Source organism: Nocardia sp. CDC160 (assembly GCF_035818795.1).
In the GTDB taxonomy this organism is placed as follows: domain Bacteria; phylum Actinomycetota; class Actinomycetes; order Mycobacteriales; family Mycobacteriaceae; genus Nocardia.
The window spans coordinates 1,105,472-1,130,993 of sequence record NZ_JAYKYT010000003.1; the positions used below are offsets into that span (position 1 = coordinate 1,105,472).

Here is a 25,522-nt window from a genome sequence, read left to right on the forward strand (position 1 = left end):
GGCCGCCGTGCCTCATCGCACCGATGTGGTGATCACGTTCCGCATATGTGTTCACATCTCCTTGCGCCATTCAGACTTGTGGTCTGTTTCCGACAAGGTCACAGCTTGATTGCGCATTGTTAACACAGTCTGAATCAAACATGAACAGACAGTGAACTGACCCGAGTGGCAACTTCGGGACCTGCATTAATACAAGCGCTGACCTGGTCATTCAATTCGAAACACAAAGTGTTTCAGATCACAGAGAAATTTAGCCGCAAGATCGCGATATGCGGAGATTTGCCCGATTTCCCAACGATCCATCGGCGTTTCGCATTCTGAAAGTAACGCTCCAGCAAATCACATTTGTTAACTCAAATCACATTTGCCACATTTGTCACGCCGGTGCGAACGCCCCGCTGTAACGAATCCGGAATCAGCCTCTGACCGTGGCATCACGGTCCCTCCGGCACCGCATCAGCTGTAACCCCGGGAGGTATCTCCCATGTCCCCTCCCGCCGACACCACTCCTGCCACACCACCCATGCCGAGACCGTCGGGCGCGCGCGACCGCGTGCGCGAGACCGGCGACGACCTAGAACAGAGTCGAGATGTCCTTGCTGACAGATGTTTTCACCGCTTCTCGGCGCAACCTGATCGCGGTGCCGGTGCTGCTCGCCGGTGCCGCGGTCGCGGTGGCGCTGGGAGTGGCGGGCACCCATTTCTGGCCCGGCACCCAGCCCCTGCCCGCGTGGGGATTTTCCGCGCCGCAGATCTTCAAGGCGTATCTGAGCAGTGCGGTCCTGGTGCTGATCATCGGCCAATTGCTCACGGCCGTATGGATTTACCGCTTTCACGCACCCAGACCGGTGCACCTGTTCCACCGGCTGTCGGGCGCACTGGCGTTCCTGCTGAGCCTGCCGGTGGCCTTCTATTGCCTCTACAGCTTCGGCTTCCAGTTCGGCCGCGGCGCGACGGAGCGGGTCATGGCGCACTCGGTCGCGGGTGTGGTGTTCTACGGCGCGTTCGCCTCGAAAATGCTTACGCTGCGGTTGAAACGGGCTCCGGGCTGGCTGTTGCCGGTGCTCGGAGCCACGGTGTTCACCAGCTTTGTGCTGGCGTGGACGCTGGCGGCGTTCTGGTGGTTCCGTACCGTCGGATTCGCGAGATGAGCAGGGGCAGCAGGGCCATCATGACCAGCAGCCGGATGGTCTGGACGCCGGTGATGAGCGGCAGGTTGGCGTTCATCTTGTCGGCGGTGGCCAGGACCGCGTTGATGCCGCCGGGCGTGGTCGCCAGATAGAGATCCGACATCTCCAGATCCACCAGCAGGGCCAGGCCCAAGGCCATGGCGGCGACGATCGCCGACAGTCCCAGGATGGCGGCGGTCATGGCGGGCAGCATGCGCGCCATCTCCCGCACCACGTCCCGGGTGAAGCGGGTGCCGACCTCGAATCCGATGAGCACGAACAGCAGATCCTTGAACAGATGCGTCGGTGCGTAGCCGTGAGTGAGGCCCAGGGCCGTCACCACCGCGGTGATCAGCATCGGGCCCAGCAGTGCGGCATTCGGCAATCGCAGCCACTTGCCGAGGCGAATCCCGATGAGGCACAACACGATCGCGATGGACAGTCCGGCCAGCTGATCGCCGCGCCCCACGATCATCCAGTAGGGCAGCGTGGGATCGGTGACCGAACCGCCGAGAGTGGCTGTGCCGTAGGAGATTCCCTCTTCGTCGTCGAGCAGTGCCGCGACGGCCGGTGCGCTCAGCGCGACCAGCGCCACCCGCAGGTACTGCATGAAGGCCACCCGGCGCGGGTCCGCGTCCAGCTCATCGGCCGCCGCCACCACCGCCGCCGAACCACCGGCCAGCATCCCCAGCGTGGCGGTCGGCAGATCGACCCGGGTGGCGCGGGCGAAAACCATTGCCACGCAGACACTCACGATCACCGTGGCCGCGGTGACGGCCAGGACCGGCAACAGTCCCCAACCGACCGAGGTCAATAGCGAGATCTGCAGATAGCTGCCCATGAGCACGCCCAGCATGCCCTGCACCCCGAGATTCACCTCGCGCGGCAGTGGCGCGGGCAGCTTCCCCGCCAAGGCCAGGCCCGCGCCGACCACAATGGCGAGAATCATTTGCGGCGCCGGAACTCCCACCCGGTCCAGCAGGGCCGCGCCACCCAGCACCGCGGCAAGCAGCGCGATCCAGGCGACCACCTGTCTCGGATTCATACGAGCCGATCCTGCCCGCGAACCATGAACCCAGAGTAACGCCGCAGTTATCTCGACAATCCGGACCCTGTGATCTCGGCCGCGCAACCGTATGGGCTTGTCCTACGCCATAAAACAGGGGTGCTGAAATGCATTGCGCCCATCGGATCCGGGCATCGGATCCGATGGGCGCAAATCAGAGGCTGCGATCTAGGCGAGCGCCCCGGTGCTCAGGAAACCAAGCAGGTCGTGGCGGGTGATGACACCCACGGGCTTGCCGTCCTCGACCACCATCAGAGCGTCGGTGGATTCGAGCAGCTTGGTGGCCGCCGAAACCGGTTCGCCCGCACCGATGAGCGGGAAGGCCGGGCTCATGTGCTTGGAGACCGGGTCGGTGAGCTTGGCGCGGCCCTCGAAGACGGCCGAGAGCAGATCGCGCTCGTTGACCGAACCGGCGACCTCGCCCGCCATGACCGGAGGCTCCGCGCCGACCACCGGCATCTGCGAGACGCCGTACTCGTGCAGGATCTCGATGGCGTCGCGCAGGGTCTCCTGCGGGTGGGTGTGCACCAGGTCGGGCAGCTCACCGGACTTGCCGCGCAACACCTCTCCCACATGCACCTCGGCGGTGGAGCCGTCCAGGCGCGAGCGGAGGAACCCGTAGGAACTCATCCACTGGTCGTTGAAGATCTTGGACAGGTAGCCGCGGCCACCGTCGGGCAGCAGCACGACCACCACCGCGTCGGGATCGCGCTCGGCGACCTTGAGCGCCGCGACCACGGCCATACCGCAGGAGCCGCCGACCAGCAGGCCCTCCTCGCGGGCCAGGCGGCGGGTCATGTCGAAGGAGTCGGCGTCCGAGACCGCGATGATCTCGTCCGGGATGGCCGGATCGTAGGCGCTGGGCCAGAAGTCCTCGCCCACACCCTCGACCAGATAGGGGCGGCCGGTGCCGCCGGAGTAGACCGAGCCCTCCGGATCCGCGCCGACGATCTTGACCTTGCCGCCGGAGATCTCCTTGAGGTAGCGACCGGTGCCGGTGATGGTGCCGCCGGTGCCGACGCCCGCCACGAAGTGGGTGATCTTGCCCTCGGTGTCGCGCCAGATCTCGGGACCGGTGGTCTCGTAATGCGATTCGGGGCCGCCCGGGTTGGAGTACTGGTCGGGCTTCCACGCGCCCGGGATCTCGCGCACGAGACGGTCGGAGACGTTGTAGTAGCTGTCCGGGTCCTCGGGCGCGACGGCGGTCGGGCAGACCACGACCTCGGCGCCGTAGGCGCGCAGCACGTTCCGCTTGTCCTCGCTGACCTTGTCCGGGCAGACGAACACGCACTTGTAGCCGCGCTGCTGTGCGACCAGGGCGAGGCCCACACCGGTATTGCCGGAGGTCGGTTCGACGATCGTGCCGCCGGGCTTCAGCAGCCCGGCCTTCTCGGCGGCGTCGATCATCTTGACGGCGATGCGGTCCTTCGAGCTGCCGCCCGGGTTCAGGTATTCCACCTTCGCCGCCACCAGTCCCGAGTTCGGACCCACCACGGAGTTCAACCGGACGAGCGGGGTGTTTCCGATCAGATCGACGACATGGTTAGCGATGCGCATACCCCTCATCGTTGCAGAAAGGAGATGCGCGCCTTCGCGCACGTCGGACATATCCCGGTTGTCGGAAATTACCATCGGCCCATGAGGATGCCGACGAGCTTGCCCGCCGCCTCCCTACTACTGCCCCTCGGCGCCGCGACCATGATCATCGCGGCTGCCCCCGCCCGCGCCGGGACGGTCGAATTTCCGCAGGTCCAGAGCATGTATCACGATGCGGCACTGTGCGGCGGGAACATTCGATCCTGGGCCGACACCGACCCGAAGTGGCCGGGGCGGGCCATCATCAATGTGCAGGCGCTGCCGGTCGGCGGCTTCGACCCGGGCGAGTACAGCTTCGCCCCGATGTGCGAGACCGTGGCCACGGTCGCCTGGCGCAACACCAACACCGGTGCGGCGGGCGAACTTCGGGTTCCCATCCTGGCCGGGTTCTACGGCAGCGAGCACTACGCGGTGTTCCAGGACACCGGTCCGGGCCACATCGTGGTGAACGTCTTCACCGATATGCCGAACATCCCGGCGCAGAGCGCTTTCGACGTCCCGGGCTGACCCGCGAACGTTGTGAGAGGTGCGATATCCCACAGCTCAATGGTTGGGATTCGGGCACACCGGATGTAGGCCGCACCACATGCCCGTCGTAAATTCGAAGAGGATCACCCCAGCAATTAAGGAGTCCTCATGGCTGAGGCCGTCATCGTTTCGTACGCCCGCTCGCCCATCGGCCGCGCTGGCAAGGGTTCCCTGGTGAGCATGCGCCCGGACGACCTCGCCGCGCAGATGGTGCGCGCCGCGCTCGACAAGGTGCCTTCGCTCGCCGTCTCCGACATCGACGACCTGCACCTGGGCGTCGGCCAGCCCGCCGGTGAGGGCGGCTTCAATATGGCTCGCGCCGTTGCGGTTCAGCTCGGCTACGACTACCTGCCCGGCGTCACCGTCAACCGCTACTGCTCCTCGTCGCTGCAGACCACCCGCATGGCCTTCCACGCCATCAAGGCGGGCGAGGGCGACGTCTACATCTCCGCCGGTGTCGAAACCGTCTCGCGCTTCCCGAAGGGCACCGCCGACGGCTGGCCCGACACCCACAACCCGAAGTTCGCCGAGGCCGAGGCGCGCACCGCCGCCACCGCCGAGTCCAATGCCACCTGGACCGACCCGCGCGAGAACGACATCCTCCCGGACGTCTACATCGCCATGGGCCAGACCGCGGAGAACGTCGCCACCTACACCGGCATCTCCCGCGAGGACCAGGACCACTGGGGCGTGCGCTCGCAGAACCGCGCCGAGGAGGCCATCAAGGCCGGTTTCTTCGAGCGGGAGATCACCCCGGTGACCCTGCCCGACGGCACCATCGTCACCACCGACGACGGCCCGCGCGCCGGGACCACCTACGAGAAGATCTCGCAGCTGAAGCCGGTCTTCCGCCCGAACGGCACCATTACCGCCGGTAACGCGTGCCCGCTGAACGACGGTGCGGCGGCGCTGGTCGTCATGTCCGACACCAAGGCTCGCGAGCTGGGCCTGACCCCGCTGGCCCGCATCGTGGCCACCGGTGTCTCGGGTCTGTCGCCGGAGATCATGGGCCTCGGGCCGATCCAGGCGGTCCGCAACACCCTGAAGACCGCGGGCATGACGATCGACGACCTCGATCTCTACGAGATCAACGAGGCGTTCGCGGTGCAGGTGCTCGGCTCCGCCCGTGAGCTGAACATGGATCTGGACAAGCTGAACGTGTCCGGCGGCGCGATCGCGCTGGGCCACCCCTTCGGTATGACCGGTGCCCGCATCACCGCAACCCTCATCAACAACCTCCAGACCCACGACAAGCAGTTCGGTCTGGAGACCATGTGCGTGGGCGGCGGCCAAGGCATGGCAATGATCATCGAGCGTCTGAGCTGACGCTCTGACGTGATTGGGCCGCACAACCTTTCGGGTTGTGCGACCCTTTTCGTTTGTCTAAGCGTCGAGGTCGGAGGCGACCAGGTCGGCGATCTTGGCGAGGGTGGCCTCGTCGTCGGTGGTGACGATGATTTCGGTGCCCTGGGTGGCGCCGAGGGTCATGAGCATGAGGGCGGAGGCGGCGTTGACGGGGGTGCCGCCGACCAGGGAAAGGGTGACGGGAACGCCTGCGGCCGCGGCGGTTTCGGCGATGATGGCGGCGGGGCGGGCGTGCAGGCCGACGGACGAACCGACGGTGACGGTCTTGCTGGGCATGGTCGACTCCTTCTTGGGGGTTAGGCGGCGGCTAGTGCCGCGGGAGTTTCGGTGGTGGCGGGCAGCTTGCGGAGTTGCTTTGCGGCGCTGACGCAGACGGCCCCGACGACGGTGCCCGCCACGAGGGCGATCAGGAATCCGGCAATGCCGCCGACGGCGAAGAAGACGAAGATGCCGCCGTGCGGTGCGCTGAGGGTGGTGCCGAAGGCCATGACCAGGGCACCGGTCACCGCGCCGCCCGCCATCATGGAGGGGATGACGCGCAGCGGGTCGGCCGCCGCGAACGGGATCGCGCCCTCGGAGATGAAGGACGCGCCGAGCAGCCAGGCGGCCTTGCCGTTCTCGCGTTCGGCGGTGGTGAAGAGCTTGGGGCGCACCGTGGTTGCCAGCGCCATGGCCAGCGGCGGCACCATACCGGCGGCCATGACCGCGGCCATGATCTTCAGCGAGGCGGTGTCATTGACATTGAGCCCGGCCACGGCGAACGAGTAGGCGGCCTTGTTGACCGGCCCGCCCAGGTCGAAGCACATCATCAGGCCGAGGATGATGCCGAGCAGAATGGCCGACGTGCCGGAGAGGCTGTTGAGCCAGTGGGTGAGTCCGCTGGTGACGGCCGCGAGCGGCTTGCCGAGCACGATGAACATGAGCAGGCCGACCACGAGCGAGGCGAACAGCGGGATCACCACCACCGGCATCAGGCCCCGAGCCCATTGCGGCACACCGAGTTTGGCAATCCACAGCGCGGCGAAACCCGCGATGAGACCACCGACCAGACCGCCGAGGAAGCCCGCGCCGACGAAGACCGCCACCGCACCGGCGGTGAAGCCCGGTGCCAGACCGGGCCGGTCGGCGATCGCGTACGCGATGTAACCGGCCAACGCGGGAACCAGGAAACTGAATGCGAGCGAACCAATTTGGAACAGCACCGCACCGAGATAGGTGGGCAGCCCACCGGCGGGCAGATCGGTCAGCGAGTTGTCCAGCACGATAGTCTTCGCACTACCGGCGATCTCGTAACCGCCGAGCAGGAAGCCGAGCGCGATGAGCAGGCCGCCCGCCGCGACGAACGGAATCATGTAGCTGACGCCGGTGAGCAGGATCTGCCGTAGCCGCGTTCCCCACCCGAGCGAACCGGAATCCGGTGCGGCAGAACCCGTCTCCACCTTCGCAGCCCCGGAGACGACGCGAGCGCCGGGATCCTTCGCGGCTTCGAGAGCCTCGGCGACCATGGCATCGGGCTCATTGATGGCCCGCTTCACACCCGATTCGATGACGGGCTTCCCCGCGAATCGTTCCCGGCCCTTCACTCCGACATCGGTCGCGAAGATGACCGCGTCGGCGAGATCGATCTCCGCCGCACTCAAAGGCGTACTGCCGCTGGAGCCCTGGGTCTCCACCCGCACCGCGACCCCGGCCCGCTTCCCCGCCGCGACCAGGGAATCGGCGGCCATATAAGTGTGCGCGATACCGGTCGGGCAAGCGGTGACCGCCACGATGGACCGCGCCGACACCGCCGAATTCGATTGCTGAGCAACCGGTTCGGTGGCCGCAGCCGGAGTCGGAGCGTCGACCTGAACGGAAGTCCCAGCCGGAGAAGGGGTCGCGTCCTGAGCGGAAGTAGCGGTCGCAGACCCGGCGGAGGTCGCGGTCGGGGTGGAGGTCTCGGTCGGGGCGACGACATCCTCGACCAGGGCGACGATTTCGGCGGGGGTCGCGGCCGAGCGGAGCGCGGACAGGAATTCCGGTTTGACGAGTGCGCGGGCCAGGGCCGAGAGCAGTTTCATGTGTTCCGCGCCCGCACCGTCGGGCGCGGCGATGAGGAAGACGAGGTCGGCCGGACCGTCGGGTGCGCCGAAATCGGCCTTGTGCGCGAGGCGGGCGAACGCCAGTGAGGGCGTGAGGACCGAGCCGCTGCGGCAGTGCGGGATGGCGATGCCGCCCGGAAGGCCGGTGGCCGACTGGCTTTCGCGGGTGAGGGCGGCGTCGCGCAACGCCACGGCCGAGGTGGCGCGCCCCGCGTCGGCGAGGCGCCGGGCCAGCGCCTCGATCACGTCGGCTTTCTCGCCGCCGAGGTCGGCGTCGAGAGCGATCAGGTCGGTGGTGATGATCGAGTCGGCCATCGCGGGTCCTTCAGTGGTGGGGCTGGAAGTCCAGGGCCGTGACGGCCACGGCACTCGGGTCGGTGTGGTGCGGGCCCGGCAGTCCGGTCCCCGGGAGAGCGGCCGCGGCACTGCCGTAGGCGACTGCGCGGCGCAAACGGTCCTGCGGTGCGGCGCTATCCAAGTCGGCGAGCAGATATCCGGCGAGCGCGGAATCGCCCGCGCCCACGGTGCTGCGGGCGGTAATGGCGGGCGCGGTGGCATGCCAGGCCCCCGCGGCGGTGACCAGGACGGCCCCGGCCGCGCCGAGCGTGGCCAGTACCGCCTCGACACCGCGCGCCACCAGGGCCGACGCCGCGCGGGCGGCGGCCACCGGGTCGTGCAATTCGGCCGGATCGCCGCCGGTCAGCTGGGCCAGCTCCTCGGCATTCGGCTTGATCAATCGCGGTGCGGCGGAATCGAATCGCTCGGCCAAGGCCAGCAGCGGGGCATCGGAGGTATCGACCGCGACGCTGGTGCCGCGCAACCGCCGCACCAGATCCACATACCAGTCGACCGGCACCGCGGGCGGCAACGAGCCGGACAGCACCACCCACGAGGCCTCGTCGGCGAGCTCGACCAGCAAGTCCGCCAACGCGTTTCGCTCGAGATCGGTCAGCGGCGTACCCGGCTCGTTGATCTTCGTGGTGGTGCCGTCGGCCTCGGTCAGGGTGAGGTTCGTGCGCGCCGGGCCGCCGCAGGGGACGGCTCGATAGTCCAGGCCGGTCTCGGTGAGCGCGCGCAGCAACGGGTCGCCCGGGCTGCCGGGCAGCACCGCGACGGTGCGAGCGCCCGCGCCCGCCACGACGCGAGAAACATTGACGCCCTTGCCACCCGGATACGAGGTGGCGGCCCGAGCCCGCTGCAGATCGCCCCGCCGCAGCGGTTCGGACAGCGCGACGGTGTGGTCGATGCTGGGATTCGCGGTCAGCGTGACGATCATGCGGTCACCACCTCGATGCCGTACTCGGACAGTTCGTTTCGCACCGCGGGCAGCAGTTGGTCATCGCTGACCAGAACGTCGATATCGGTAATGGCGGCAAAGCGCATCAGATCCTCGCGTCCGACCTTGGTGGAGTCGGCGACCACCACCACGCGATGCGCGCTGGCCACCATGGCCCGCTTGACCGCCGCCTCATCGGGATCGGGGGTGGACAGGCCGTGGCCGACGGTGAGCGCGTTGGTGCCGATGAAGGCGACGTCCACGCGCAACTCACCGATCATGCGCAGCGTGTCCGCGCCGACGGCGGCCTGGGTGACGCCGCGGACCCGCCCGCCCAGAATGTGGGTCCGCACGCCCGCGGTGCCGCTGAGCCGGACCGCGATGGGCAGGGAGTTGGTGACGGCCACCAGTTCCCGATCGCCGGGCAGGGCGGCGGCGATGCGGGCCGTGGTGGTGCCCGCGTCGAAGAGCGCGCTACCGCCGCTGGGCGGCAGGAAGGCCAAGGCGGCCTTGGCGATTCGATCCTTCTCCGTGGCGCGGGTGTGCTCGCGCTCGCCGGTGCCGAGCTCGATGGCGGTGAGGGCCGCGGCCGGAACCGCGCCGCCGTGCACCCGGCGGACCAGACCCATGCGATCGAGGGCGGCCAGGTCGCGCCGCACGGTCTCGGTGGTCACCTCGAACTGCTCGGCGAGGTCGATCACCGATACGCGGCCGCGTTGCCCGATCAGCGAGGCAATGGCCTGCTGCCGCTCCTCGGCGTACATCCGAACCTCCGTGGTCGTTGTTGACTTATGTTGTTTTATGCCCGAATGTGTTGCTTTGTCAAGAAGAGCGAGTAGCCTGGGTCACAGTTGGAGGAGAGGTCTCATGACGAGCGCACTACCGGAAGCAGCCGCATCGACCATGATCACAGGCGCTTCCAGCGTGCTCATCGGCACCCCGGCGGTGCCCGGGGTGGTCGCGGCCCCGGCGATCCGGCCGATTCCGCGGGTTCGCGTCGAGACCATGCCGACGTCGGTTCCCGAGTCCGATCGGGCTGCGGAGTCAGAGGCGCTGCGGCGCGCCTCGGCGACCGTTGCCGAGCGGTTGCGGGAACGTGCGGCGCAGGCGGGTGGGGCGGCCGCGGAGGTGCTCTCGGCGAATGCCGCCATGGCCGCCGATCCGGGTTGGCTCGACGCGGCCGACCGCGCCATCGCGGACGGACACCCCGCGGTTGCCGCAGCCGCGGCGGCGACCGAGCAGTTCGCGGCGCTGTTCACCCAACTCGGCGGGCTGATGGCCGAACGCGTGACGGATCTGCGGGACGTGTGCGATCGGGTCGTGGCCGAGCTGCTGGGTGCGCCCGAGCCCGGAATACCCACTCCGACAAGGCCTTCCATCCTGCTGGCCGATGATCTCGCACCCGCCGACACCGCCGGGCTGAACCCGGATCTCGTTGTCGGCCTTGCCATGTCGCTCGGCGGGCCGACCAGCCACACCGCCATCATCGCCCGCCAGCTGGGCATCCCCTGCGTGGTCGCGGTCCCCGGACTCGACGACGTGCCCGCCGGGACCGATCTGCTGATCGACGGTGCGGCGGGTCACGTGCTGGTCCGCCCGAAACCCGAGGCCGTCGCCGCCGCGCTCACCGACCATCGCGCGAGTACCGAGCGAGCCGCCCACTGGACCGGTCCGGGCGCCACCGCCGACGGCCATCGCGTGGAGGTGCTCGCCAATGTGCAGGACGGCCCCGGCGCACTCGCGGCCCGCGACAACGCGGCGGAGGGTATCGGCCTGTTCCGAACCGAATTGTGTTTCCTGGACCGCGAATCCGAGCCGACGGTCGCCGAACAGGCCGTCCGCTACCGCGCGGTGCTCGCGGCCTATCCGGACGCCAAGGTGGTGCTGCGCACCCTCGACGCCGGTTCGGACAAGCCGCTGCGCTTCGCGGCCCAGGCGGACGAGCCCAATCCGGCGCTGGGCGTGCGCGGCATCCGGATCACCGCAGAGGACAGCGGACTGTTGGATCGTCAGCTCGACGCCATTGTCGCCGCGGCACACGGCCGCGCCCACGCGCCGTGGGTGATGGCACCGATGATTTCCACTGTGGCGGAGGCGAAGTCGTTCGCGGCGACGGTCCGCGCCCGCGGTCTGGTACCGGGCGTCATGATCGAGGTTCCGGCCGCCGCGCTGCTGGCCGAGGCGGTGCTGGAGCATGTCGATTTCGCGTCGATCGGCACCAATGACCTGGCGCAGTACACCATGGCCGCCGACCGCATGTCCCCGCGCCTGGCCGCGCTCACCGACCCGTGGCAGCCCGCGGTGCTGCGTCTGGTGGCGGCCACGGCGGCAGCCGGACAGCGACTCGGCAAGCCGGTGGGCGTGTGCGGCGAGGCCGCCGCGGATCCGCTGTTGGCCTGTGTGCTGGCCGGTTTCGGGATCACCTCCGTCTCGGCGGCCGCCTCGGCGGTGCGCGCGGTGGGTGCGCGACTGGCCAGCGTCACCATGGACGATTGCCGACGCGCCGCCGCGGCCGTGCTGAACACCACGGATCCGCGATCGGCCCGGCGGGCAGCCGCGGAGATCCTCGGCTGACGGCTTTACCTGGCAGGTAATCGCTTTCGTTCCCGTAACCGGGAAACATCTAGGGCATCAAGGAAACACAAGGTCTGGAGCCCGAAATGCCTGCCTACGCCACCGCCATCCTGTGGAACGTGGACGTCAATGCCGAGATCGTCGAATACCTAGAGCGCATCGACGGCACCCTCGCGCCCTTCGGCGGCAAGTTCATCGTCCACGGCGGCGCGCAGCACGTGTTCGAGGGGCCGAAGGACGCGAACATCATCGTCATCGAATTCCCGGACTACGCCGCGGCTTCGGACTGGTACCACTCCCCCGCCTACCAGGCCATCGTTCATTTGCGCACCGACAACGCTTCCGGCATCGGCATTCTCGCCCCGCATTGCGGCGAAGACCACATCGCAACGGACGTCCTGAAGGAGGTGGTGACCAACGACTGAGTGCTCTCAGGCTGGCTACACAGCAGTGGGCGGGCACCGGATTCCGGTGCCCGCCCACTCATGTATTCAGCTGCGCGTCAGCCGTTTACCTGTCCTGGAAGTAGCTCAGCAGGCGCAGGATCTCGAGGTACAGCCAGACCAGGGTGACGGTCAGACCGAACGCCACGCCCCAGGCCGCCTTCTCCGGAGCCTGGGCCCGAATGAGCTGATCGGCGGCATCGAAATCCAGCAGGAAGCTGAAGGCCGCGACGCCGATGACCACGAGGCTGAAGATGATCGAGACGGTACCGCCCGAGCGCAGGCCCAGACCGCCCGCGGTGAAGAAGCTGGCGACCAGGTTGCCGAGCATGAGTACCATGACGCCGATCAGCGCGCCCACGACCATGCGGGTCAGGCGCGGGGTGACGCGGATCGCGCCGGTCTTGTAGACCACGAGCATGCCGAAGAACACGCCGAAGGTGCCGAGCACCGCCTGCGCGATCAGCCCGGAACCGCCCACGCCGCCGAACGCCACATTGGTGAACAGGAACGAGAACGACCCCAGCAGCAGACCTTCGAGCGCCGCGTAGCTGAGCACCAGCGCCGGGGCGTACTTCTGGCCGAAGGAGATGACCAGGCCCAGCACCAGGCCGCCGAGTCCGCCGATCAGCAGGAACGGCAGCGCCAGCGCGTGATTGGCGGAGGTGAGCGCGTAGGAGATGATCGCCGCGACGCTGACGACGGCCAGGGTGATGCCGGTCTTCTGCACGACATCGTCGATGGTCATCGGGCGGGTCGTGGGTACGGCGGGCTGCTGATAGGGCTGCTGGTAGCCGCCCGGGTACTGCATCGGCTGCTGGCCGTACGGATTGTTCGCGTACTGTCCGGCTCCAGGTGCCTGGCCGAAGCCCGCGTAGCCACCCTGCTGCGGCTGCAAGTTCCGGAAAACCGGGTTGGATGTGGAGCGCACTGTGCGTCCCTTTCTGGAGTCGCGGCTCACGGAGGTCGTGGCCTGTGAAGCTACTCGTCCAACGCGCTACGAGGGTTCGAAGTTCCCGAACCCCCATAGATCGGACCATCTGGACTTTACCTGAGCTTTACTGAACGCGCCGCCCGGTTTCGGGCGCGTCAGCCCAGCTGACTCATCACGCGGTGTGCGATCAGCTCCAGGTGATCCAGGTCGCCGAGATCCAGAATCTGCAGGTAAACGCGGCTCGTACCAGCGGTTTCCGCGTACTGGCCGATCTTGGCGACCACCTCGTCGGGGCTGCCCGCCAGACCGTTGGCCTTCAACTCGTCCACCTCGCGACCGATGGCCGCCGCCCGCTTTGCCACCTCGGCATCGGTGGCTCCGACACACGCGACGAGCGCATTGGAGAAGGTGATGTCGTGCGGATCGCGTCCAGCGTCCTTGGCGGCCCGGCGCACGCGCTCGAACTGCTCGGCGCTGTCCTGCGCCGACTGGAACGGCGCATTGAATTCGGTCGCGTACCGCGCGGCCAGGCGCGGGGTGCGCTTGGCGCCCATGCCGCCGATGATGACCGGGATCCGCTCCTGCGCGGGCTTGGGCAGGGCCGGGGAGTCGACGAGGGTGTAGTGCTCGCCGGAGAAGGAGAAGGTCTCGCCCACCGGGGTGGACCACAGGCCGGTGACAATGGCCAACTGTTCCTCGAAGCGCGGGAACTTCTGGGCCGGGAACGGAATGCCGTAGGCGGCGTGCTCGGCCTCGAACCAGCCCGCGCCGAAACCGAATTCGACGCGGCCGCCGGACATGGCGTCGACCTGGGCGACCTCGATAGCCAGCACGCCCGGGTGCCGGAAGGTGGCCGAGGTGACCAGGGTGCCCAGGCGAATGCGGCGGGTCTCGCGGGCCAGACCGGCCAGGGTGATCCAGGCGTCGGTGGGGCCGGGTAGGCCGTCGGCGTCGCCCATCTTCAGGTAGTGGTCGGAGCGGAAGAAGGCGTCGTAGCCGAGGTCCTCGGCGGTCTTGGCGACGGTGCGCAGGGTGTCGTAGGACGCGCCCTGCTGGGGTTCGGTGAAGATTCGAAGATCGATTCGTCCCATGCGCCCTATTGTTCGGCGTGGTGCAGACCGCGGACCGAGCGGGTCACGGTGAATTTGCGATTGCGGCCCATCACATCGGTTTTGCCGACCATGCGCTCCATGACGCCCCGGTAGTTGAGGTGCGTGTTGTAGACGGTCCACAGTTCGCCGCCGGGCCGCAGGACCCGGCCGGTCTGCTGGAACATCTTGATGGCCGAGCCGGTGTGCACGGCCGCGCCGACATGGAAGGGCGGATTGCACAGCACCAGGTCGGCGCTGTTGTCCGGCGCGGTGGACATGGCGTCGTCCTGGAGCACGGTGATCCGGTCGGCGACGCCATTGGCCGCGGCGGTGGCGCGAGTGGAGGCCACGGCGGCGGCGGACTGGTCGGTCGCGGTCACGCGAATGCCGGGGCGCGCCTTGGCCAGGGCCACCGCGAGAATGCCGGTGCCGCAACCCAGATCGATGGCGTCGCGGGCATCGGGCTTCATGCGCTTCAAATAGTCGAGCAGGAAGCGGGTGCCGATATCCAGGCGTGGCCCGGAGAAGGCGGCACCGTGGGCGACCACCTCGAGGTCGCGGTCGTCGAGCCGGTTGCGGACCGGAAAGCGGGGCTCGCCAATGGGTTTCGGCTCGGAGGCGAGCAGGATGCGGGACTTCTGGCGGCCGCGGCTGGCGCGCACCGAGCCGAAGGATTCGGCGAGCACCTCGTTCATGGCGGGGGTCAGGTACTTGTCGCGGCCACCCGCGAAGACCTCGACCTCCGGGTCGGCGTAGCGGGCGATGGCCTCGGCGGTCTCGGCCAGGCCGGACAGGGCGCGTGGGAGCCGCCACAACACCACGCGGACATTGTCGAGGAGGGCCGGGCCCAATTCGTGGGTCCGATACCGGTCGGAAAGGCCGACAATTCGGGCGTTGTTGGCGAGCGCCAATTCCCCGGTGAGCAAATCCTGGTGCACGCGGACATCACGTAAATCGTGCGCGGCGATAGCGCCGAGCGTGAGCGCGCCGTAGCCGTCGTCGATGACCGCCACCCGGCCATTCCCGGCGGCTGCCAGCGAATCCGCGGCGACATCCAGCATGAGCCGGTCCGCGGCATCCACCGCGAACAGGTTCACCGCTTCGACATCCGGATATCGCCGCAGTCGGCGCAATACGTCCTCGACCTCAACCACACCTATAGTGTGCTAGATCATTGCCGCACTATTCCATTCGGCTCGGCCGAGGGATTTTCTCGCGAGCTTTCCGAATCGACCGCGGCGAAGCCGGTGTTGCCGTCGCTTCGCCGGGGCATGACCGCGGCCGCGCCGATCAATACCACCGCCATGGCCGCGACGCCGACGAACACCAGATGCACTGCCGGTGCCAGCTCGGCGGCGGCCGGATGCTCGACCTTGCCCAGGCGAGCATTGACCAGTGCGCCGAACACCGCGACGCCGACCGCGCTGCCCAGGGAGCGCGCGAACATATTGGTGGCGGTCACCACGCCGCGCTCGGACCATTCGGCGCTGGCCTGGGCGGCGATCAGGGTGGGGCTGGCCACCAGGCCCATGCCCATGCCGATGACGAAGCAGCCGATCGCCAAGCGCAGCAGGCTCGAATGCGCGTCCACCAACAGCAGCGAGGCCGCGCCCGCGACGGCAAGGACCGCGCCGATCACGCCGGTGGCACGAAAACCTATGCGCAGGTAGACCTTTCCGGCTTGGGAGGCCGACACCGGCCAGCCCAGGGTGAGCGCGCCGACCGTCAGGCCCGCGATCAAGGCCCCGCTGCCCAGCACGCCCTGGGCGAAGGTCGGGACGTAGGAGGTCAGGCCCAGCAGGATCGCGCCGACCAGCAGGGAGGCCAGGCTGCTCGCCACGACAATGCGGCGGGTGAAAACCCACAGCGGCAGAATCGGATTCGCGGCGCGACGCTCCACCAGCGCGAAGGCGGCCAGCACCAGCGCGCCGCCCGCGAACAGCGCCAGGCTGACGGGCGAGGTCCAGGCCCACGCCTGGCCGCCCTCGAGCAGCGCTAGGATCAGCGCGCCCGCGCCCACCGTGAGCAGTCCGGCCCCGGCGTAGTCGATCCGATGGCTTTGCCGCGGTGTGCATTCGGTGAACTTCCGCAGGATCATCCACCCGGCCAGCGCGGCCAGCGGCAGATTGATCAGGAAGATCCAGCGCCAGCTGACGTATTCGGAGAACACCCCGCCCAGCAGCGGGCCCAGCACCGAGGAGGCCGCCCACACGCTGGCCAGGTACGCCTGCACCTTGGCGCGCTCGCGCACGGTGTAGATGTCCCCCGCGATGGTCATCGACATCGGGCTCACCGCGCCCGCGCCGATGCCCTGCACCGCCCGGAACACGATCAAGCCGATCATGCTGGTGGCCACTCCGCACAGCAGCGAACCGAGGGCGAACACCCCGATGCCGAACAGCATCACCGGTTTCCGGCCGAGCATGTCGGCCAGCTTCCCGTAGATCGGCACGGTCACCGCCTGCGCGAGCAGGTAGATGCTGAACAGCCAGGGGAACTGGGCGAATCCGCCGAGCTGATCGGTGATGGTGAGCACCGCGGTCGCGATAATGGTGGAGTCCAGGGCGATCAGCGAGGTGGAGAGCATGATGGCCGCCAGAATCGGGCCTCGCTCCGACCGAAATCCGATCGACGACTTCTCATCCGTAGCCGTCACCGGCGACCCCTCTCCTCGACCCAACTCATCCACCAGAGTCGAACACACCGGCCGCGGCGCAATTCCCGCACCCCACCGGGCCGAATAAATGATTGGCCGCGTTCCGTCGGGTCTGTTAGCGTGCTGCCTACCGTGACTTCGAGCGAGGAGGTGAGACCCGTGAACGTTGTATCGATATGGGGGCTCCCTCTCCAGTCGTCACGGATGGGCTGACGTCGTAGTCGTCGCCGGGAGCGCCTGAGGCACAAGGCATCCCGAAAGGTGACGACCAATGAATTCTCTAGATATCACCCGGGTCGCATTGACCCAATGGCAGGCCATGGACGACGACCGCGTGGTCGGGCGTGGCGACATCTCACCGCGGCCCGACGGGCGGCTGTTCGTCAGCATCGACGCCTGGCACGACGCGGTCTTCGATCGGCTGGCGACGGCAATGCTCGCCAGGACCCGCAGGCCACTGCACACCGTCGTCGACGAATGCGATACCGAGCTGCTGTCCCGTTGGGGGCGAGCCGGTTTCACGACGCGACGGCGCGAGTGGGAGTACCTCGTGCCCACCGATCCCCGGACCACCGGGCTGGGGTCGGCACCGATTCCGGCGGACATCACCGTCGTACCGGTGGGCCGGGCGCAGGCGGAACCGCTGCGCGTCGTGGATCGCCTGATTCGCGACGAGGTGGAGGCGACGGTCGGCTGGCAGGAGATGCCCGCCGAGATCCTGACCGGCATCGACGGTGACACGATCGTGGATCCGTCGAAATATGCCGCGGCGCAATGGAATGACGAGTACGTGGGTCTGCTGCGACTGGTCCAAGTGACCCGCCTGCCGCGGATCGGACTGATCGCCGTTCGGGCCGATCAGCGCCGACGAGGCATCGCCCGTGCGCTGCTCGCCCAAACTCTGGGCGCGCTGCACGCGCGCGGAATCACCACGGCCACAGCCGAAGTGAACGAATCCAATCGAGCGGCCACGGCCCTGTTCGAGGGCATCGGGGCCCGCCGCGTGAACAGCAATGTGGAGTTGGTGCTGCGATGACCAAGACCAGCAAAGGAATCGAAATCGAAGGCACCGTCGTGGACTGCCTGCGCAATGCCACCTTCACCGTCGAGCTCCCCAACGGGCACCAGGTCCTCGCCCATATCAGCGGCAAGATCAGAAAGAATTACATCAAGATCGTGCCGCAGGACCGGGTGCTCGTAGAGCTCAGCCCGTACGACCTCACCCGAGGTCGAATACTGTTCCGCTATCGGACGTAGCGGCACGCGCGGGCACACGATCTCGGCCGGACCGATGAATTTCGGGGAGATCACTCGTCAACGCATCCGAAGCTGACGACAGACAGGAGTGCAGGCATGACGAGGCCGTTTCGATTCGGGGTCGTCGCCCCGATCATCCCCGATGTGCCGACGTGGCGAGATCGTGTGCACCGCATTGCCGACAGCGGGTATTCGACACTGCTGGTGCCGGATTTCCCGCTGACTCAGCCCGCGCCGGGGCCGGTATTGGCCACGGTCGCGGCGCTGACGGAGCTGCGGGTGGGCACGTGGGTGTACGCGTCGCCGTTTCGTCCGGCGTGGCTGACGGCGTGGGAGGGGCACTCGCTGTCGCTGCTGACCGACGGCCGCTTCGAGATGGGCATCGGCACGGGCAGGCCGGGTATCGAGGACGAGTTGCGCGACAAGGGCGTGCCCGACGTGCCGCGGCCGCACGAGCGGCTGGCGCGGATCCGCGAGACCGTCGAGCGGCTGCGGGATCTCGACGGCCCCGACCGTCACACGCCGGTGGCCATGGCCGTCTACGGTCCGAAGTCGCGGGCGTTGGCGGCCGAGGTCGCCGATACCGTCACCTTCGTGCTCGGGGATCAGTCTCGGGACGAAGTCGCCCGGATGGCAAGCGATTTCCGGGCCGTCGCGGATGTGGAACTCGCGATGCACGTGTCGGTGATCGGTGATTATGTCGCGCCGCACATGGCAGGGCCGGGCATCGATATCGCCGCGCTGAACGCGGCGGACGCCATGATCGTGCTGCCGGATGATCCGGCGGCCGCCATCGAGGAGATTCAGCGGCGGCGCGAGGAGATGGGCTTCTCGTACTTCGTGTACGGGGCCGACTACGCCGAGCGGTTCGCACCCGTGGTGGCCGCCCTCGCCGGGAAGTGATCGACGCGAGCCGATTATCGAACATATGTTCTACGGCTGAGGTAAGCTGCCTCCCGTGACCACACATTCGACCGCGCTGGCGCCGAATGCCCCAGCCCGTGGATGGCCGGACCTCCCCGACGTCGACCTTCTGCGCATCCTCGTCGAAACCGAACGCCGCCGAAAGCAACTGGACGCCGCCATGCGCGCGGCCGTCGCCGAGGCCGAACGCCGTGGCCTGGCCGCGGACACCGGCTACCCGGACACCGTAGAACTCCTGACCGACCTCCTCCGGATCAGTACCCACGAGGCCCGCCGCCGAATCGAACACTCGGCCCCACAGCCCCGCTCGGTCCCACAGCCCCGCCCGCGCTCCCGAAGGGTGTGGCGGGTCCTGGCAGCGGCAAGCTGACCCGAACCCGCCAGCCTTCGGAACTACCCCGCTGGCCGGATCAGAGGGTGGCGGCGAGGTCTCGGAGGACGGGGAGGGAGACGGAGCCGGAGCCGAGGATCGTGTCGTGGAAGGCCTTGATGTCGAAGGACGTTCCGAGGCGTCGGGTGACTTCGGCGCGTTGGCGGCGGATCTCGAGTTGGCCGACCTTGTAGGCGACCGCCTGGCCGGGCATGGCGATGTAGCGGTCGATTTCCACTCGGATTTCGTCGAGGCCCACGGGGGCGTTGGCGACCATGAAGTCGATGGCCTGTTGGCGGGTCCAGCCTTTGGCGTGCAGGCCGGTGTCGACGACCAGGCGGCAGGAGCGCCAGGAGTCGGCGGCGAGCATGCCGATGCGGGCGAGATCGTCGGGGTAGAGGCCCATTTCGTCGGCGAGGCGTTCGGTGTAGAGGGCCCAGCCTTCGACGAAGGCGGTGTTGGAGAACGACATTCGCTGGAAGCGCGGGAGGTGGTCGAGCTCGTTGGCGATGGTGAGTTGCAGGTGGTGGCCGGGGATGGCCTCGTGGTAGGCGACCGAGGCCGTCTCGAAACGGTTGCGCCCCTTGGGATCGTGCTGGTTCACGAAGTACGCGCCCGGGCGGGAGCCGTCGGCGGCGGGCGGGAAGTAGTAGGCGGCGGGAGCGTCGGCGGCCAGGAAATCCGGAACCGGGAGGATGTCGCAGGATTGGCGGGGCAGGCGGCCGAACCAGTTGCCCATTTCGGCCTGGGCGGCGGCGAGGTAGGTGCGGGCATCGGCCATGATCTCCTCGCCGTCGCCATAGCGCAGTGCCGAATCCTCACGCAGGCGGGCGAAGACGGCGGTCTGATCGGACAATCCGAACAGGCGGCCGCCGACCTCGGCGTATTCGGCACGCAGACCGGCCAATTCGTCCAGGCCGAGCTGATGGATCTCGTCCGCACCCAGATCGGGCAGGGTGGTGTGGTGGCGCAGCAGGCGACGGTAGATGTCCGCGCCGTCATCGCCGAGCCAGCACAGGCCGGGCCGCTCGTCGGGGCGGGCGGCGGGCATGAGTTCGGTGGCCAACGCCTCGCGATAGGCGGCGAAGGCGGGGCGGATGATCTCGCGGGCGACCTCGGACAGTTCGGCGCGCCAGGCGGTTTCACCATCCCAGTCCGCCGGACCGGGGAAGGTGGCGAAGGGGTCCTCGGCCGGATCGGAGGCCAGGTAGCCGTCCAACTGATTGAGCGATCGCTCCAGGGTGATGCGCGCGGGTGTGCGCCCGGCGGCGAGACCGGCGCGGAAGCGCTCCACGGCCTGGTTCATGAGCACGCCGAACTGGCGATAGCGCCGCACCAGTTTCCGCGCGTTCTCCGGCTCGGGCGCGTTCACCTGCGGGGCCATGGTCAGCATGCCCGCGTGCACGCCGGTCATCTGATCCGAGGCCATCTCGACCGGTCGCCACTCCAGATGCGAGACGGCGGAAGCCAATTCGGTGCGAAGCAGGCTGTGCGTGGTCTTGTCCTCGGCGGTGAGCCGCTCCGGATCGAGCGCGTCCACCTCGGCGAGCAGCCCGCGCCAGGTGCCCAGCAGCCGCTGCTCCGCCTCGATCGACAGATCCTCGATCCGGTCGTCGAATCGCCTGTCCCCCAACAGCGTCGCCTCGCTCGGCGCGGACTCCAGCATGGCGTCCCAGTAGCGGTCCGCGAGGGTCATGAGTTCCTGATGCGCGTCCATGCCGACCATCATGCCGAGGGCGCGGCCGCCACGCCGGGAATCAGCGGCGCGGCGGCAAGGGAATGCGCATGAGGTCCTCGGCGACGACGATGTGGCCGTCGAAGTGGGCGCGGGCGTCGGCCAGGTGCTGGTCCAGGGTGCGGTAGCGCTGGGAGTAGTGGGTCAGCACCAGGGTGCGGGCACCGGACTTGGCGGCGACGCGGGCGGCCTGACCGGCGGTGAGGTGGCCGTATTCGATGGCGAGCCGTTCGTCGGCGTCGATGAACGTGGCCTCGATGACCAGCATGTCGACATCGTGGGCGAGGTCGTAGACGCCGTCGCACAGCCGGGTGTCCATGATGAAGGCGAAGCTCTGACCGGGGCGGGCCTCGCTCACCTCGTCGAGAGTGATGACGCGGCCGCCGATCTCGACCTCGCCGCGCCGCTGCAATTCACCGACGACCGGACCGGACAACCCGAGTTCCCGCAGGCGTTCGGGGATGAAGCGGCGGCTGTCGGGCTCGTCCAGGCGATAGCCGAAGGCCTCCACCGGGTGCGAGAGCCGCGCGGCGCGCAGGGTGAAATCGGCTCCCGGCGGCGGCAATTCACCGGATTCGGCAATCGGGTGCGGTTGCAGTTCGACCTGGCGATTGTGGGCCGAGGAGTCGATGAGCCGCTCGTAGTAGACCTCGCCCGAGGCCGGGAAGTACACATCCACCGGATGCAGCGCGCCGTCGAGGCTGATGCGGCCGAGCACCCCCGGCAGCCCGAAGCAGTGGTCCCCGTGGAAGTGCGTAATGCAGACGCGGGTGATCCCGCTGGCGGCCACGCCCGCGAAACTCATCTGTCGCTGGGTGCCCTCCCCCGGGTCGAACAGCAGCCCTTCCCGATCCCAGCGCAGCAGGTAGCCATTGTGATTGCGCTGCTTGGTCGGTACTTGGCTGGCCGTTCCCAGGATGACCAGTTCGCGCTGTGACACGGCCGCCAGGCTACCGCCCGGCTCGCCGATCCTCGCGATGGTGAATCGGGCGCGTCCCAGGTGCGACACGGAGCCCGACGCGTGGTGATACCGCGAGGGGGTATCCGGGGAGTGGGTAGGATGGCCCTCGTGGTCGAACAGCAGTCGCGAGGCACCCGGTACATCCGGGTGTTCGGGCTGCTCGCGCTCATGGCCGGAATCGTGGCCATGCACGCGCTCGTGCTGGGCATGAGCCACGACGGGTCGCACCACCGCATGGACTCCCCGATCGCCGCGGTCTCGACGACCGATCAGCACGAAGGCATGTCCATGCCCGGCTGCGGCGGCGACTGCGGCAATGGCCACGCGGGAATGCACGGCTGTCTGTTCGTGCTCACCGGCCTGCTGTTCTTGATCGGGTTGGCGGTGCTGGCGTGGGTCGGCATGGGCCGCCGCGGCACGACCAGCCGCAAGGTGCGCCGCACGCGCGCGAATCACGCCCGTCCACCGCCGTGGACGGTGCTCTCGTTGGCCGAACTGGCGATTCTGCGGATCTGATGGGCCGCCGCTTCCGCGTATCTCGCACGCGGACGCGGGTTTTCGCATGCCCATTGCACGACAACCGACAATCCCCAAGGAGTTCAACCATGTTCAGCACCCGCACCAAGCTCGCCCTGATCGCCGTCACCTCCGCCACCGCCCTGCTGGCCGCGGGCTGTAGCGGCAATGGCGACGACTCTTCGAAGGCCGCAACCTCTTCCACGACCGCCGCCATGGATCACGGCAGCATGCCGGGCATGGATCACGGCAAGACCAGCACCTCGGCGCAGGCCGCCACGCGCACCGATTTCAATGACGCCGACGTGACCTTCCTGGACATGATGTACCCGCATCACGCCCAGGCGGTCGAGATGGCGAAGCTGGTCCCCAGCCGCTCGCAGAATCAGCAGCTGATCACCCTGGCCAAGGCCGTGGAGCAGGCGCAGTCGCCGGAAATGCAGCAGATCACCACGCTGCTCCAGAGTTTCGGCAAGCCCGCACCGGCGGCGGAGATGAATCACGACATGCCCGGCATCATGTCGAAGGATCAGATGAGCAAGCTGGAGTCCCTGTCCGGCCCGGACTTCGACAAGCTGTGGATGCAGATGATGATCGACCATCACAAGGGCGCGATCACCATGGCCAATACCGAACTGGCACAGGGCACCAACGCCGACTCGAAGGCCCTGGCGCAGTCCATCGTGACCGCGCAGCAGAAGGAGATCGACCAGATGAACACCATGCTCGGCCAGAGCTAGTCGATCGAAAAGGAAACGGGTGCGCCGGTTCCCGGCGCACCCGTTCACGGCCCCGGAGCCCCCGGAATCTCGAGGGGGTTCGGGGGCGAAGCCCCTGAGAGCTACGAGAGTTGTCTCAACTGCCGATTACGGCATTCATGATCGTTCCGGCGCTGGTGGCGGTCGCGCCGCCGATCATGGCCCCGGCCACCATCTTCGGGGACTCGAGGCCGCCGCCGCTCCACTTCTCCCATGCGAATCGGCCACCACCGTAGGTGATCGCGGTGACACCCGACAGCATGGTGAACCAGGTGAAGTAGCGGACCAGCTTCATCAGCTTGTCCGCCACCGGCGGCGTCTCCGGGGTCGGGTTGCCGATCTGCGCGACAACCGTGTTGTAAGCGTCATGCACGGCGAGGAGCATGCTCACGATCGGTTCCTCTCGGGATGCTGAAGCAATGCTGATGGGCGGAACTTGTGGCACAACTCTCACTATTCAGAGCAATTGAACCGCACTTCACGGTGTGTCATCGCGACGACACACCACCAGCATCGAACTCGAGCAGCCGATCAGCTACCGATTTCGGTCGGCCGGGCTACTGCTTCCTATTCATCAGCGAGTGCCGACGCCCGTACGCGAAGTACACGACCATGCCGATCGCCATCCAGATGACGAAGCGCAGCCAGGTCTCCACCGACAGGTTGAACATCAGCCACGCACACGCGATCACCGACAGGATCGGAATGATCGGCACCAGCGGAACCTTGAACCCGCGCGGCAGATCCGGGCGGGTGCGCCGCAGCACGACCACGCCGATCGACACCAGCACGAACGCGAACAGCGTGCCGATATTGACCATTTCCTCCAGGGTCCCGAAGTCCACGAACCCGGCCAGCAGCGCGCAGATGACGCCGACAATGGCGGTGATCCGCACCGGGGTGCCCTTGCGACCGGTGTGCGCGAGCTGGCGCGGCATGAGCCCGTCGCGGGACATGGCGAACAGCACGCGGGTCTGGCCCAGGAACAGCACCATGACGACCGTGGTCAGGCCCGCCAGCGCGCCGATGGAGATGATGTTCTTGGCCCAGGTGACGCCGTGCAGCGCGAAAGCCGTTGCGAGCGTGGCATTGTCGCCCTGCAGATCCTTGTAGGACACCATGCCGGTGAGCACCAGCGACACCGCCACGTACAGCACGGTCACGATGGCCAGCGAGCCCAGGATGCCGCGCGGCACATTGCGCTGCGGATCCTTGGTCTCCTCGGCGGCGGTGGCGACCACGTCGAAGCCGATGAAGGCGAAGAACACGATGGAGGCCGCGGCCAGCAGGCCGTACCAGCCGAAGTGGCTGTTGCCGCCGCCGGTGACCAGCTGGAACAGGGTCTGCTGCAGGGTGTGCGAGCTACCGGTGTCGGCGTTGGGAACCGACTCGGGGATGAACGGCTTCAGGTTCGAGGCCTTGAAGTAGGTCGCGCCGACCACGACCACCAGGGCGATGACGGCCAGCTTGATGGCGACCGCCACGGCCGACACGCGCGAGGACAGCTTGGTGCCCATGGCCAGCAGCACGCCGAGGATGGCGATGAGCAGCACCGCGCCCCAGTCGAATTTCACCGAGCCGAAGTGCCAGATGGGCTGATGCCCGCCCATGACCGTGCCCAGGTACTGCGACCAGCCCTTGGCCACGACCGACGTGCCGAGCGCGAATTCGAGGATGAGGTCCCAGCCGATGATCCAGGCGACGATCTCACCGAAGGTGGCGTAGGAGAAGGTGTACGCACTGCCCGCGACCGGCACGGTCGAGGCGAATTCGGCGTAGCAGAGGGCGGCCAGGCCGCAGGCCACGGCGGCGAACACGAAGGCCAGCGAGACCGCGGGTCCGGCCATGTTGCCCGCGGTACGCGCGGTGAGGGTGAAGATGCCCGCGCCGACCACGACCGCGACACCGAAGACCGTGAGGTCCCAGGAGGTCAGGTCCTTGCGGAGCTTGGCATCGGGATCGTCGGTGTCCCGAATGGACTGTTCGACGGACTTGGTGCGGAACAGTCCGATGGTGCGGGCGGTAGCGGGACCGGCAGCGTCCCGCGGTGAGTCCGATATCGCCACTGTCTCTCCTAAATCTGGCTTCTCGGCAACAATGCAGTTCTCACCGTTCAGCCACGATCCAGCTCCCGGTCGGTGAGCTTTCACTAGTGGCCTGCAGACAGACTCACTGGTTCCAGCCCTGTCACTGCGATCGGTCCCCGATGGGGGTCCGAGTTA

At 67.8% G+C, this 25,522-nt stretch carries 25 protein-coding genes; 11 read left to right on the top strand and 14 right to left on the bottom strand.

Annotation, left to right across the window (positions count from 1 at the left end; all coding sequences use genetic code 11):
* Positions 1-590: 590 nt before the first annotated feature.
* On the top strand, positions 591-1,151 hold the full coding sequence (locus VMT40_RS19760; RefSeq protein ID WP_326359854.1) for a DUF6529 family protein: 561 nt from the start codon (positions 591-593) through the stop codon (positions 1,149-1,151).
* Here VMT40_RS19760 and VMT40_RS19765 read toward each other — a convergent pair.
* On the bottom strand, positions 1,081-2,214 hold the full coding sequence (locus VMT40_RS19765) for an AbrB family transcriptional regulator (RefSeq protein ID WP_326359855.1): 1,134 nt from the start codon (positions 2,212-2,214) through the stop codon (positions 1,081-1,083). The genes VMT40_RS19760 and VMT40_RS19765 overlap by 71 nt on opposite strands.
* Before the next feature lie 189 nt (positions 2,215-2,403).
* Entirely contained in the window at positions 2,404-3,792 is a 1,389-nt protein-coding gene (locus VMT40_RS19770; RefSeq protein ID WP_326359856.1) for a cystathionine beta-synthase, read from the bottom strand.
* A gap of 81 nt (positions 3,793-3,873) precedes the next feature.
* Between VMT40_RS19770 and VMT40_RS19775 the strand changes: the two genes are divergently transcribed.
* Both VMT40_RS19775 and VMT40_RS19780 read left to right on the top strand, forming a co-directional pair.
* Complete coding sequence (locus VMT40_RS19775) at positions 3,874-4,338, top strand: hypothetical protein (RefSeq protein ID WP_326359857.1); 465 nt, start codon at positions 3,874-3,876, stop codon at positions 4,336-4,338.
* A 129-nt stretch (positions 4,339-4,467) separates the two neighbouring features.
* A complete protein-coding gene (locus VMT40_RS19780) occupies positions 4,468-5,685 on the top strand; it encodes an acetyl-CoA C-acetyltransferase (RefSeq protein WP_326359859.1) in 1,218 nt (405 codons plus the stop codon).
* Between the two features lie 57 nt (positions 5,686-5,742).
* On the opposite strand, the gene VMT40_RS19785 is transcribed toward VMT40_RS19780, so the two are convergent.
* From VMT40_RS19785 to VMT40_RS19800, 4 genes are read right to left on the bottom strand one after another with little or no spacing between them, the layout of a single operon-like run.
* Positions 5,743-6,000 (bottom strand): HPr family phosphocarrier protein, encoded by a 258-nt coding sequence (locus VMT40_RS19785; protein ID WP_326306335.1) that lies wholly within the window; start codon positions 5,998-6,000, stop codon positions 5,743-5,745.
* Between the two features lie 20 nt (positions 6,001-6,020).
* A complete protein-coding gene (locus VMT40_RS19790; protein WP_326359860.1) occupies positions 6,021-8,120 on the bottom strand; it encodes a PTS fructose transporter subunit IIABC in 2,100 nt (699 codons plus the stop codon).
* 10 nt (positions 8,121-8,130) lie between these two features.
* On the bottom strand, positions 8,131-9,081 hold the full coding sequence (locus VMT40_RS19795; RefSeq protein ID WP_326359862.1) for a 1-phosphofructokinase family hexose kinase: 951 nt from the start codon (positions 9,079-9,081) through the stop codon (positions 8,131-8,133).
* Positions 9,078-9,845, bottom strand: coding sequence for a DeoR/GlpR family DNA-binding transcription regulator (locus VMT40_RS19800; RefSeq protein ID WP_326359863.1), 768 nt, complete (start codon positions 9,843-9,845; stop codon positions 9,078-9,080). The genes VMT40_RS19795 and VMT40_RS19800 overlap by 4 nt, the downstream gene beginning before the upstream one ends.
* A gap of 103 nt (positions 9,846-9,948) precedes the next feature.
* On the opposite strand from VMT40_RS19800, the gene VMT40_RS19805 reads away from it, so the two are divergent.
* Together VMT40_RS19805 and VMT40_RS19810 are read left to right on the top strand one after the other, a co-directional pair.
* Positions 9,949-11,655, top strand: coding sequence for a phosphoenolpyruvate--protein phosphotransferase (locus tag VMT40_RS19805; protein WP_326359864.1), 1,707 nt, complete (start codon positions 9,949-9,951; stop codon positions 11,653-11,655).
* A gap of 86 nt (positions 11,656-11,741) precedes the next feature.
* Complete coding sequence (locus VMT40_RS19810; protein ID WP_326359865.1) at positions 11,742-12,080, top strand: DUF1330 domain-containing protein; 339 nt, start codon at positions 11,742-11,744, stop codon at positions 12,078-12,080.
* Between the two features lie 85 nt (positions 12,081-12,165).
* On the opposite strand, the gene VMT40_RS19815 is transcribed toward VMT40_RS19810, so the two are convergent.
* From VMT40_RS19815 to VMT40_RS19830, 4 genes are all read right to left on the bottom strand, one after another.
* Positions 12,166-13,029 (bottom strand): Bax inhibitor-1/YccA family protein, encoded by an 864-nt coding sequence (locus tag VMT40_RS19815; RefSeq protein ID WP_326359866.1) that lies wholly within the window; start codon positions 13,027-13,029, stop codon positions 12,166-12,168.
* A 158-nt stretch (positions 13,030-13,187) separates the two neighbouring features.
* Positions 13,188-14,114 (bottom strand): LLM class F420-dependent oxidoreductase, encoded by a 927-nt coding sequence (locus VMT40_RS19820; protein ID WP_326360264.1) that lies wholly within the window; start codon positions 14,112-14,114, stop codon positions 13,188-13,190.
* A gap of 14 nt (positions 14,115-14,128) precedes the next feature.
* Positions 14,129-15,277: a class I SAM-dependent methyltransferase gene (locus VMT40_RS19825; protein WP_326359868.1), complete on the bottom strand. Its 1,149-nt coding sequence runs from the start codon at positions 15,275-15,277 to the stop codon at positions 14,129-14,131.
* 17 nt (positions 15,278-15,294) lie between these two features.
* Positions 15,295-16,779 carry an MDR family MFS transporter gene (locus VMT40_RS19830; RefSeq protein ID WP_326359869.1) on the bottom strand — a complete coding sequence of 495 codons (1,485 nt, stop codon included), beginning with the start codon at positions 16,777-16,779 and terminating at the stop codon, positions 15,295-15,297.
* A gap of 271 nt (positions 16,780-17,050) precedes the next feature.
* On the opposite strand from VMT40_RS19830, the gene VMT40_RS19835 reads away from it, so the two are divergent.
* The 4 genes from VMT40_RS19835 to VMT40_RS19850 all read left to right on the top strand — a co-directional run bounded on the left by VMT40_RS19835 (position 17,051) and on the right by VMT40_RS19850 (position 19,330).
* A complete protein-coding gene (locus tag VMT40_RS19835; protein ID WP_326359870.1) occupies positions 17,051-17,815 on the top strand; it encodes a GNAT family N-acetyltransferase in 765 nt (254 codons plus the stop codon).
* On the top strand, positions 17,812-18,036 hold the full coding sequence (gene infA / locus VMT40_RS19840) for a translation initiation factor IF-1 (RefSeq protein ID WP_326359871.1): 225 nt from the start codon (positions 17,812-17,814) through the stop codon (positions 18,034-18,036). Before VMT40_RS19835 ends, infA begins: the two co-directional genes overlap by 4 nt.
* Positions 18,037-18,132: 96 nt before the next feature.
* Entirely contained in the window at positions 18,133-18,939 is an 807-nt protein-coding gene (locus VMT40_RS19845; RefSeq protein WP_326359872.1) for an LLM class flavin-dependent oxidoreductase, read from the top strand.
* Between the two features lie 55 nt (positions 18,940-18,994).
* Entirely contained in the window at positions 18,995-19,330 is a 336-nt protein-coding gene (locus tag VMT40_RS19850; protein ID WP_326359873.1) for a DUF222 domain-containing protein, read from the top strand.
* 40 nt (positions 19,331-19,370) lie between these two features.
* Here VMT40_RS19850 and VMT40_RS19855 read toward each other — a convergent pair whose 3' ends face one another.
* Together VMT40_RS19855 and VMT40_RS19860 are read right to left on the bottom strand one after the other, a co-directional pair.
* On the bottom strand, positions 19,371-21,047 hold the full coding sequence (locus VMT40_RS19855) for a DUF885 domain-containing protein (RefSeq protein ID WP_326359874.1): 1,677 nt from the start codon (positions 21,045-21,047) through the stop codon (positions 19,371-19,373).
* A 40-nt stretch (positions 21,048-21,087) separates the two neighbouring features.
* The gene (locus VMT40_RS19860) at positions 21,088-22,005 is read right to left on the bottom strand and encodes a ribonuclease Z (protein WP_326359876.1); all 918 of its coding nucleotides are present in this window, start codon (positions 22,003-22,005) and stop codon (positions 21,088-21,090) included.
* 120 nt (positions 22,006-22,125) lie between these two features.
* Between VMT40_RS19860 and VMT40_RS19865 the strand changes: the two genes are divergently transcribed.
* Positions 22,126-22,542: a DUF6153 family protein gene (locus tag VMT40_RS19865; RefSeq protein WP_326359877.1), complete on the top strand. Its 417-nt coding sequence runs from the start codon at positions 22,126-22,128 to the stop codon at positions 22,540-22,542.
* An 89-nt stretch (positions 22,543-22,631) separates the two neighbouring features.
* Positions 22,632-23,282 (top strand): DUF305 domain-containing protein, encoded by a 651-nt coding sequence (locus VMT40_RS19870; protein WP_326359879.1) that lies wholly within the window; start codon positions 22,632-22,634, stop codon positions 23,280-23,282.
* A gap of 115 nt (positions 23,283-23,397) precedes the next feature.
* Here VMT40_RS19870 and VMT40_RS19875 read toward each other — a convergent pair whose 3' ends face one another.
* Positions 23,398-23,685 (bottom strand): hypothetical protein, encoded by a 288-nt coding sequence (locus VMT40_RS19875; protein WP_187703184.1) that lies wholly within the window; start codon positions 23,683-23,685, stop codon positions 23,398-23,400.
* Between the two features lie 172 nt (positions 23,686-23,857).
* Positions 23,858-25,366: an amino acid permease gene (locus tag VMT40_RS19880; protein ID WP_442790012.1), complete on the bottom strand. Its 1,509-nt coding sequence runs from the start codon at positions 25,364-25,366 to the stop codon at positions 23,858-23,860.
* Between the last annotated feature and the right edge of the window lie 156 nt (positions 25,367-25,522).

What these genes read in the sequence shown, in the direction of transcription:
- VMT40_RS19760 (WP_326359854.1), top strand. Translation starts at nt 591, where the DNA reads ATGTCCTTGCTGACAGATGTTTTCACCGCTTCTCGGCGCAACCTGATC.
- VMT40_RS19765 (WP_326359855.1), bottom strand. Translation starts at nt 2,214, where the DNA reads ATGAATCCGAGACAGGTGGTCGCCTGGATCGCGCTGCTTGCCGCGGTG.
- VMT40_RS19770 (WP_326359856.1), bottom strand. Translation starts at nt 3,792, where the DNA reads ATGCGCATCGCTAACCATGTCGTCGATCTGATCGGAAACACCCCGCTC.
- VMT40_RS19775 (WP_326359857.1), top strand. Translation starts at nt 3,874, where the DNA reads ATGAGGATGCCGACGAGCTTGCCCGCCGCCTCCCTACTACTGCCCCTC.
- VMT40_RS19780 (WP_326359859.1), top strand. Translation starts at nt 4,468, where the DNA reads ATGGCTGAGGCCGTCATCGTTTCGTACGCCCGCTCGCCCATCGGCCGC.
- VMT40_RS19785 (WP_326306335.1), bottom strand. Translation starts at nt 6,000, where the DNA reads ATGCCCAGCAAGACCGTCACCGTCGGTTCGTCCGTCGGCCTGCACGCC.
- VMT40_RS19790 (WP_326359860.1), bottom strand. Translation starts at nt 8,120, where the DNA reads ATGGCCGACTCGATCATCACCACCGACCTGATCGCTCTCGACGCCGAC.
- VMT40_RS19795 (WP_326359862.1), bottom strand. Translation starts at nt 9,081, where the DNA reads ATGATCGTCACGCTGACCGCGAATCCCAGCATCGACCACACCGTCGCG.
- VMT40_RS19800 (WP_326359863.1), bottom strand. Translation starts at nt 9,845, where the DNA reads ATGTACGCCGAGGAGCGGCAGCAGGCCATTGCCTCGCTGATCGGGCAA.
- VMT40_RS19805 (WP_326359864.1), top strand. Translation starts at nt 9,949, where the DNA reads ATGACGAGCGCACTACCGGAAGCAGCCGCATCGACCATGATCACAGGC.
- VMT40_RS19810 (WP_326359865.1), top strand. Translation starts at nt 11,742, where the DNA reads ATGCCTGCCTACGCCACCGCCATCCTGTGGAACGTGGACGTCAATGCC.
- VMT40_RS19835 (WP_326359870.1), top strand. Translation starts at nt 17,051, where the DNA reads ATGAATTCTCTAGATATCACCCGGGTCGCATTGACCCAATGGCAGGCC.
- infA (WP_326359871.1), top strand. Translation starts at nt 17,812, where the DNA reads ATGACCAAGACCAGCAAAGGAATCGAAATCGAAGGCACCGTCGTGGAC.
- VMT40_RS19845 (WP_326359872.1), top strand. Translation starts at nt 18,133, where the DNA reads ATGACGAGGCCGTTTCGATTCGGGGTCGTCGCCCCGATCATCCCCGAT.
- VMT40_RS19855 (WP_326359874.1), bottom strand. Translation starts at nt 21,047, where the DNA reads ATGGACGCGCATCAGGAACTCATGACCCTCGCGGACCGCTACTGGGAC.
- VMT40_RS19865 (WP_326359877.1), top strand. Translation starts at nt 22,126, where the DNA reads ATGGCCCTCGTGGTCGAACAGCAGTCGCGAGGCACCCGGTACATCCGG.
- VMT40_RS19870 (WP_326359879.1), top strand. Translation starts at nt 22,632, where the DNA reads ATGTTCAGCACCCGCACCAAGCTCGCCCTGATCGCCGTCACCTCCGCC.
- VMT40_RS19875 (WP_187703184.1), bottom strand. Translation starts at nt 23,685, where the DNA reads ATGCTCCTCGCCGTGCATGACGCTTACAACACGGTTGTCGCGCAGATC.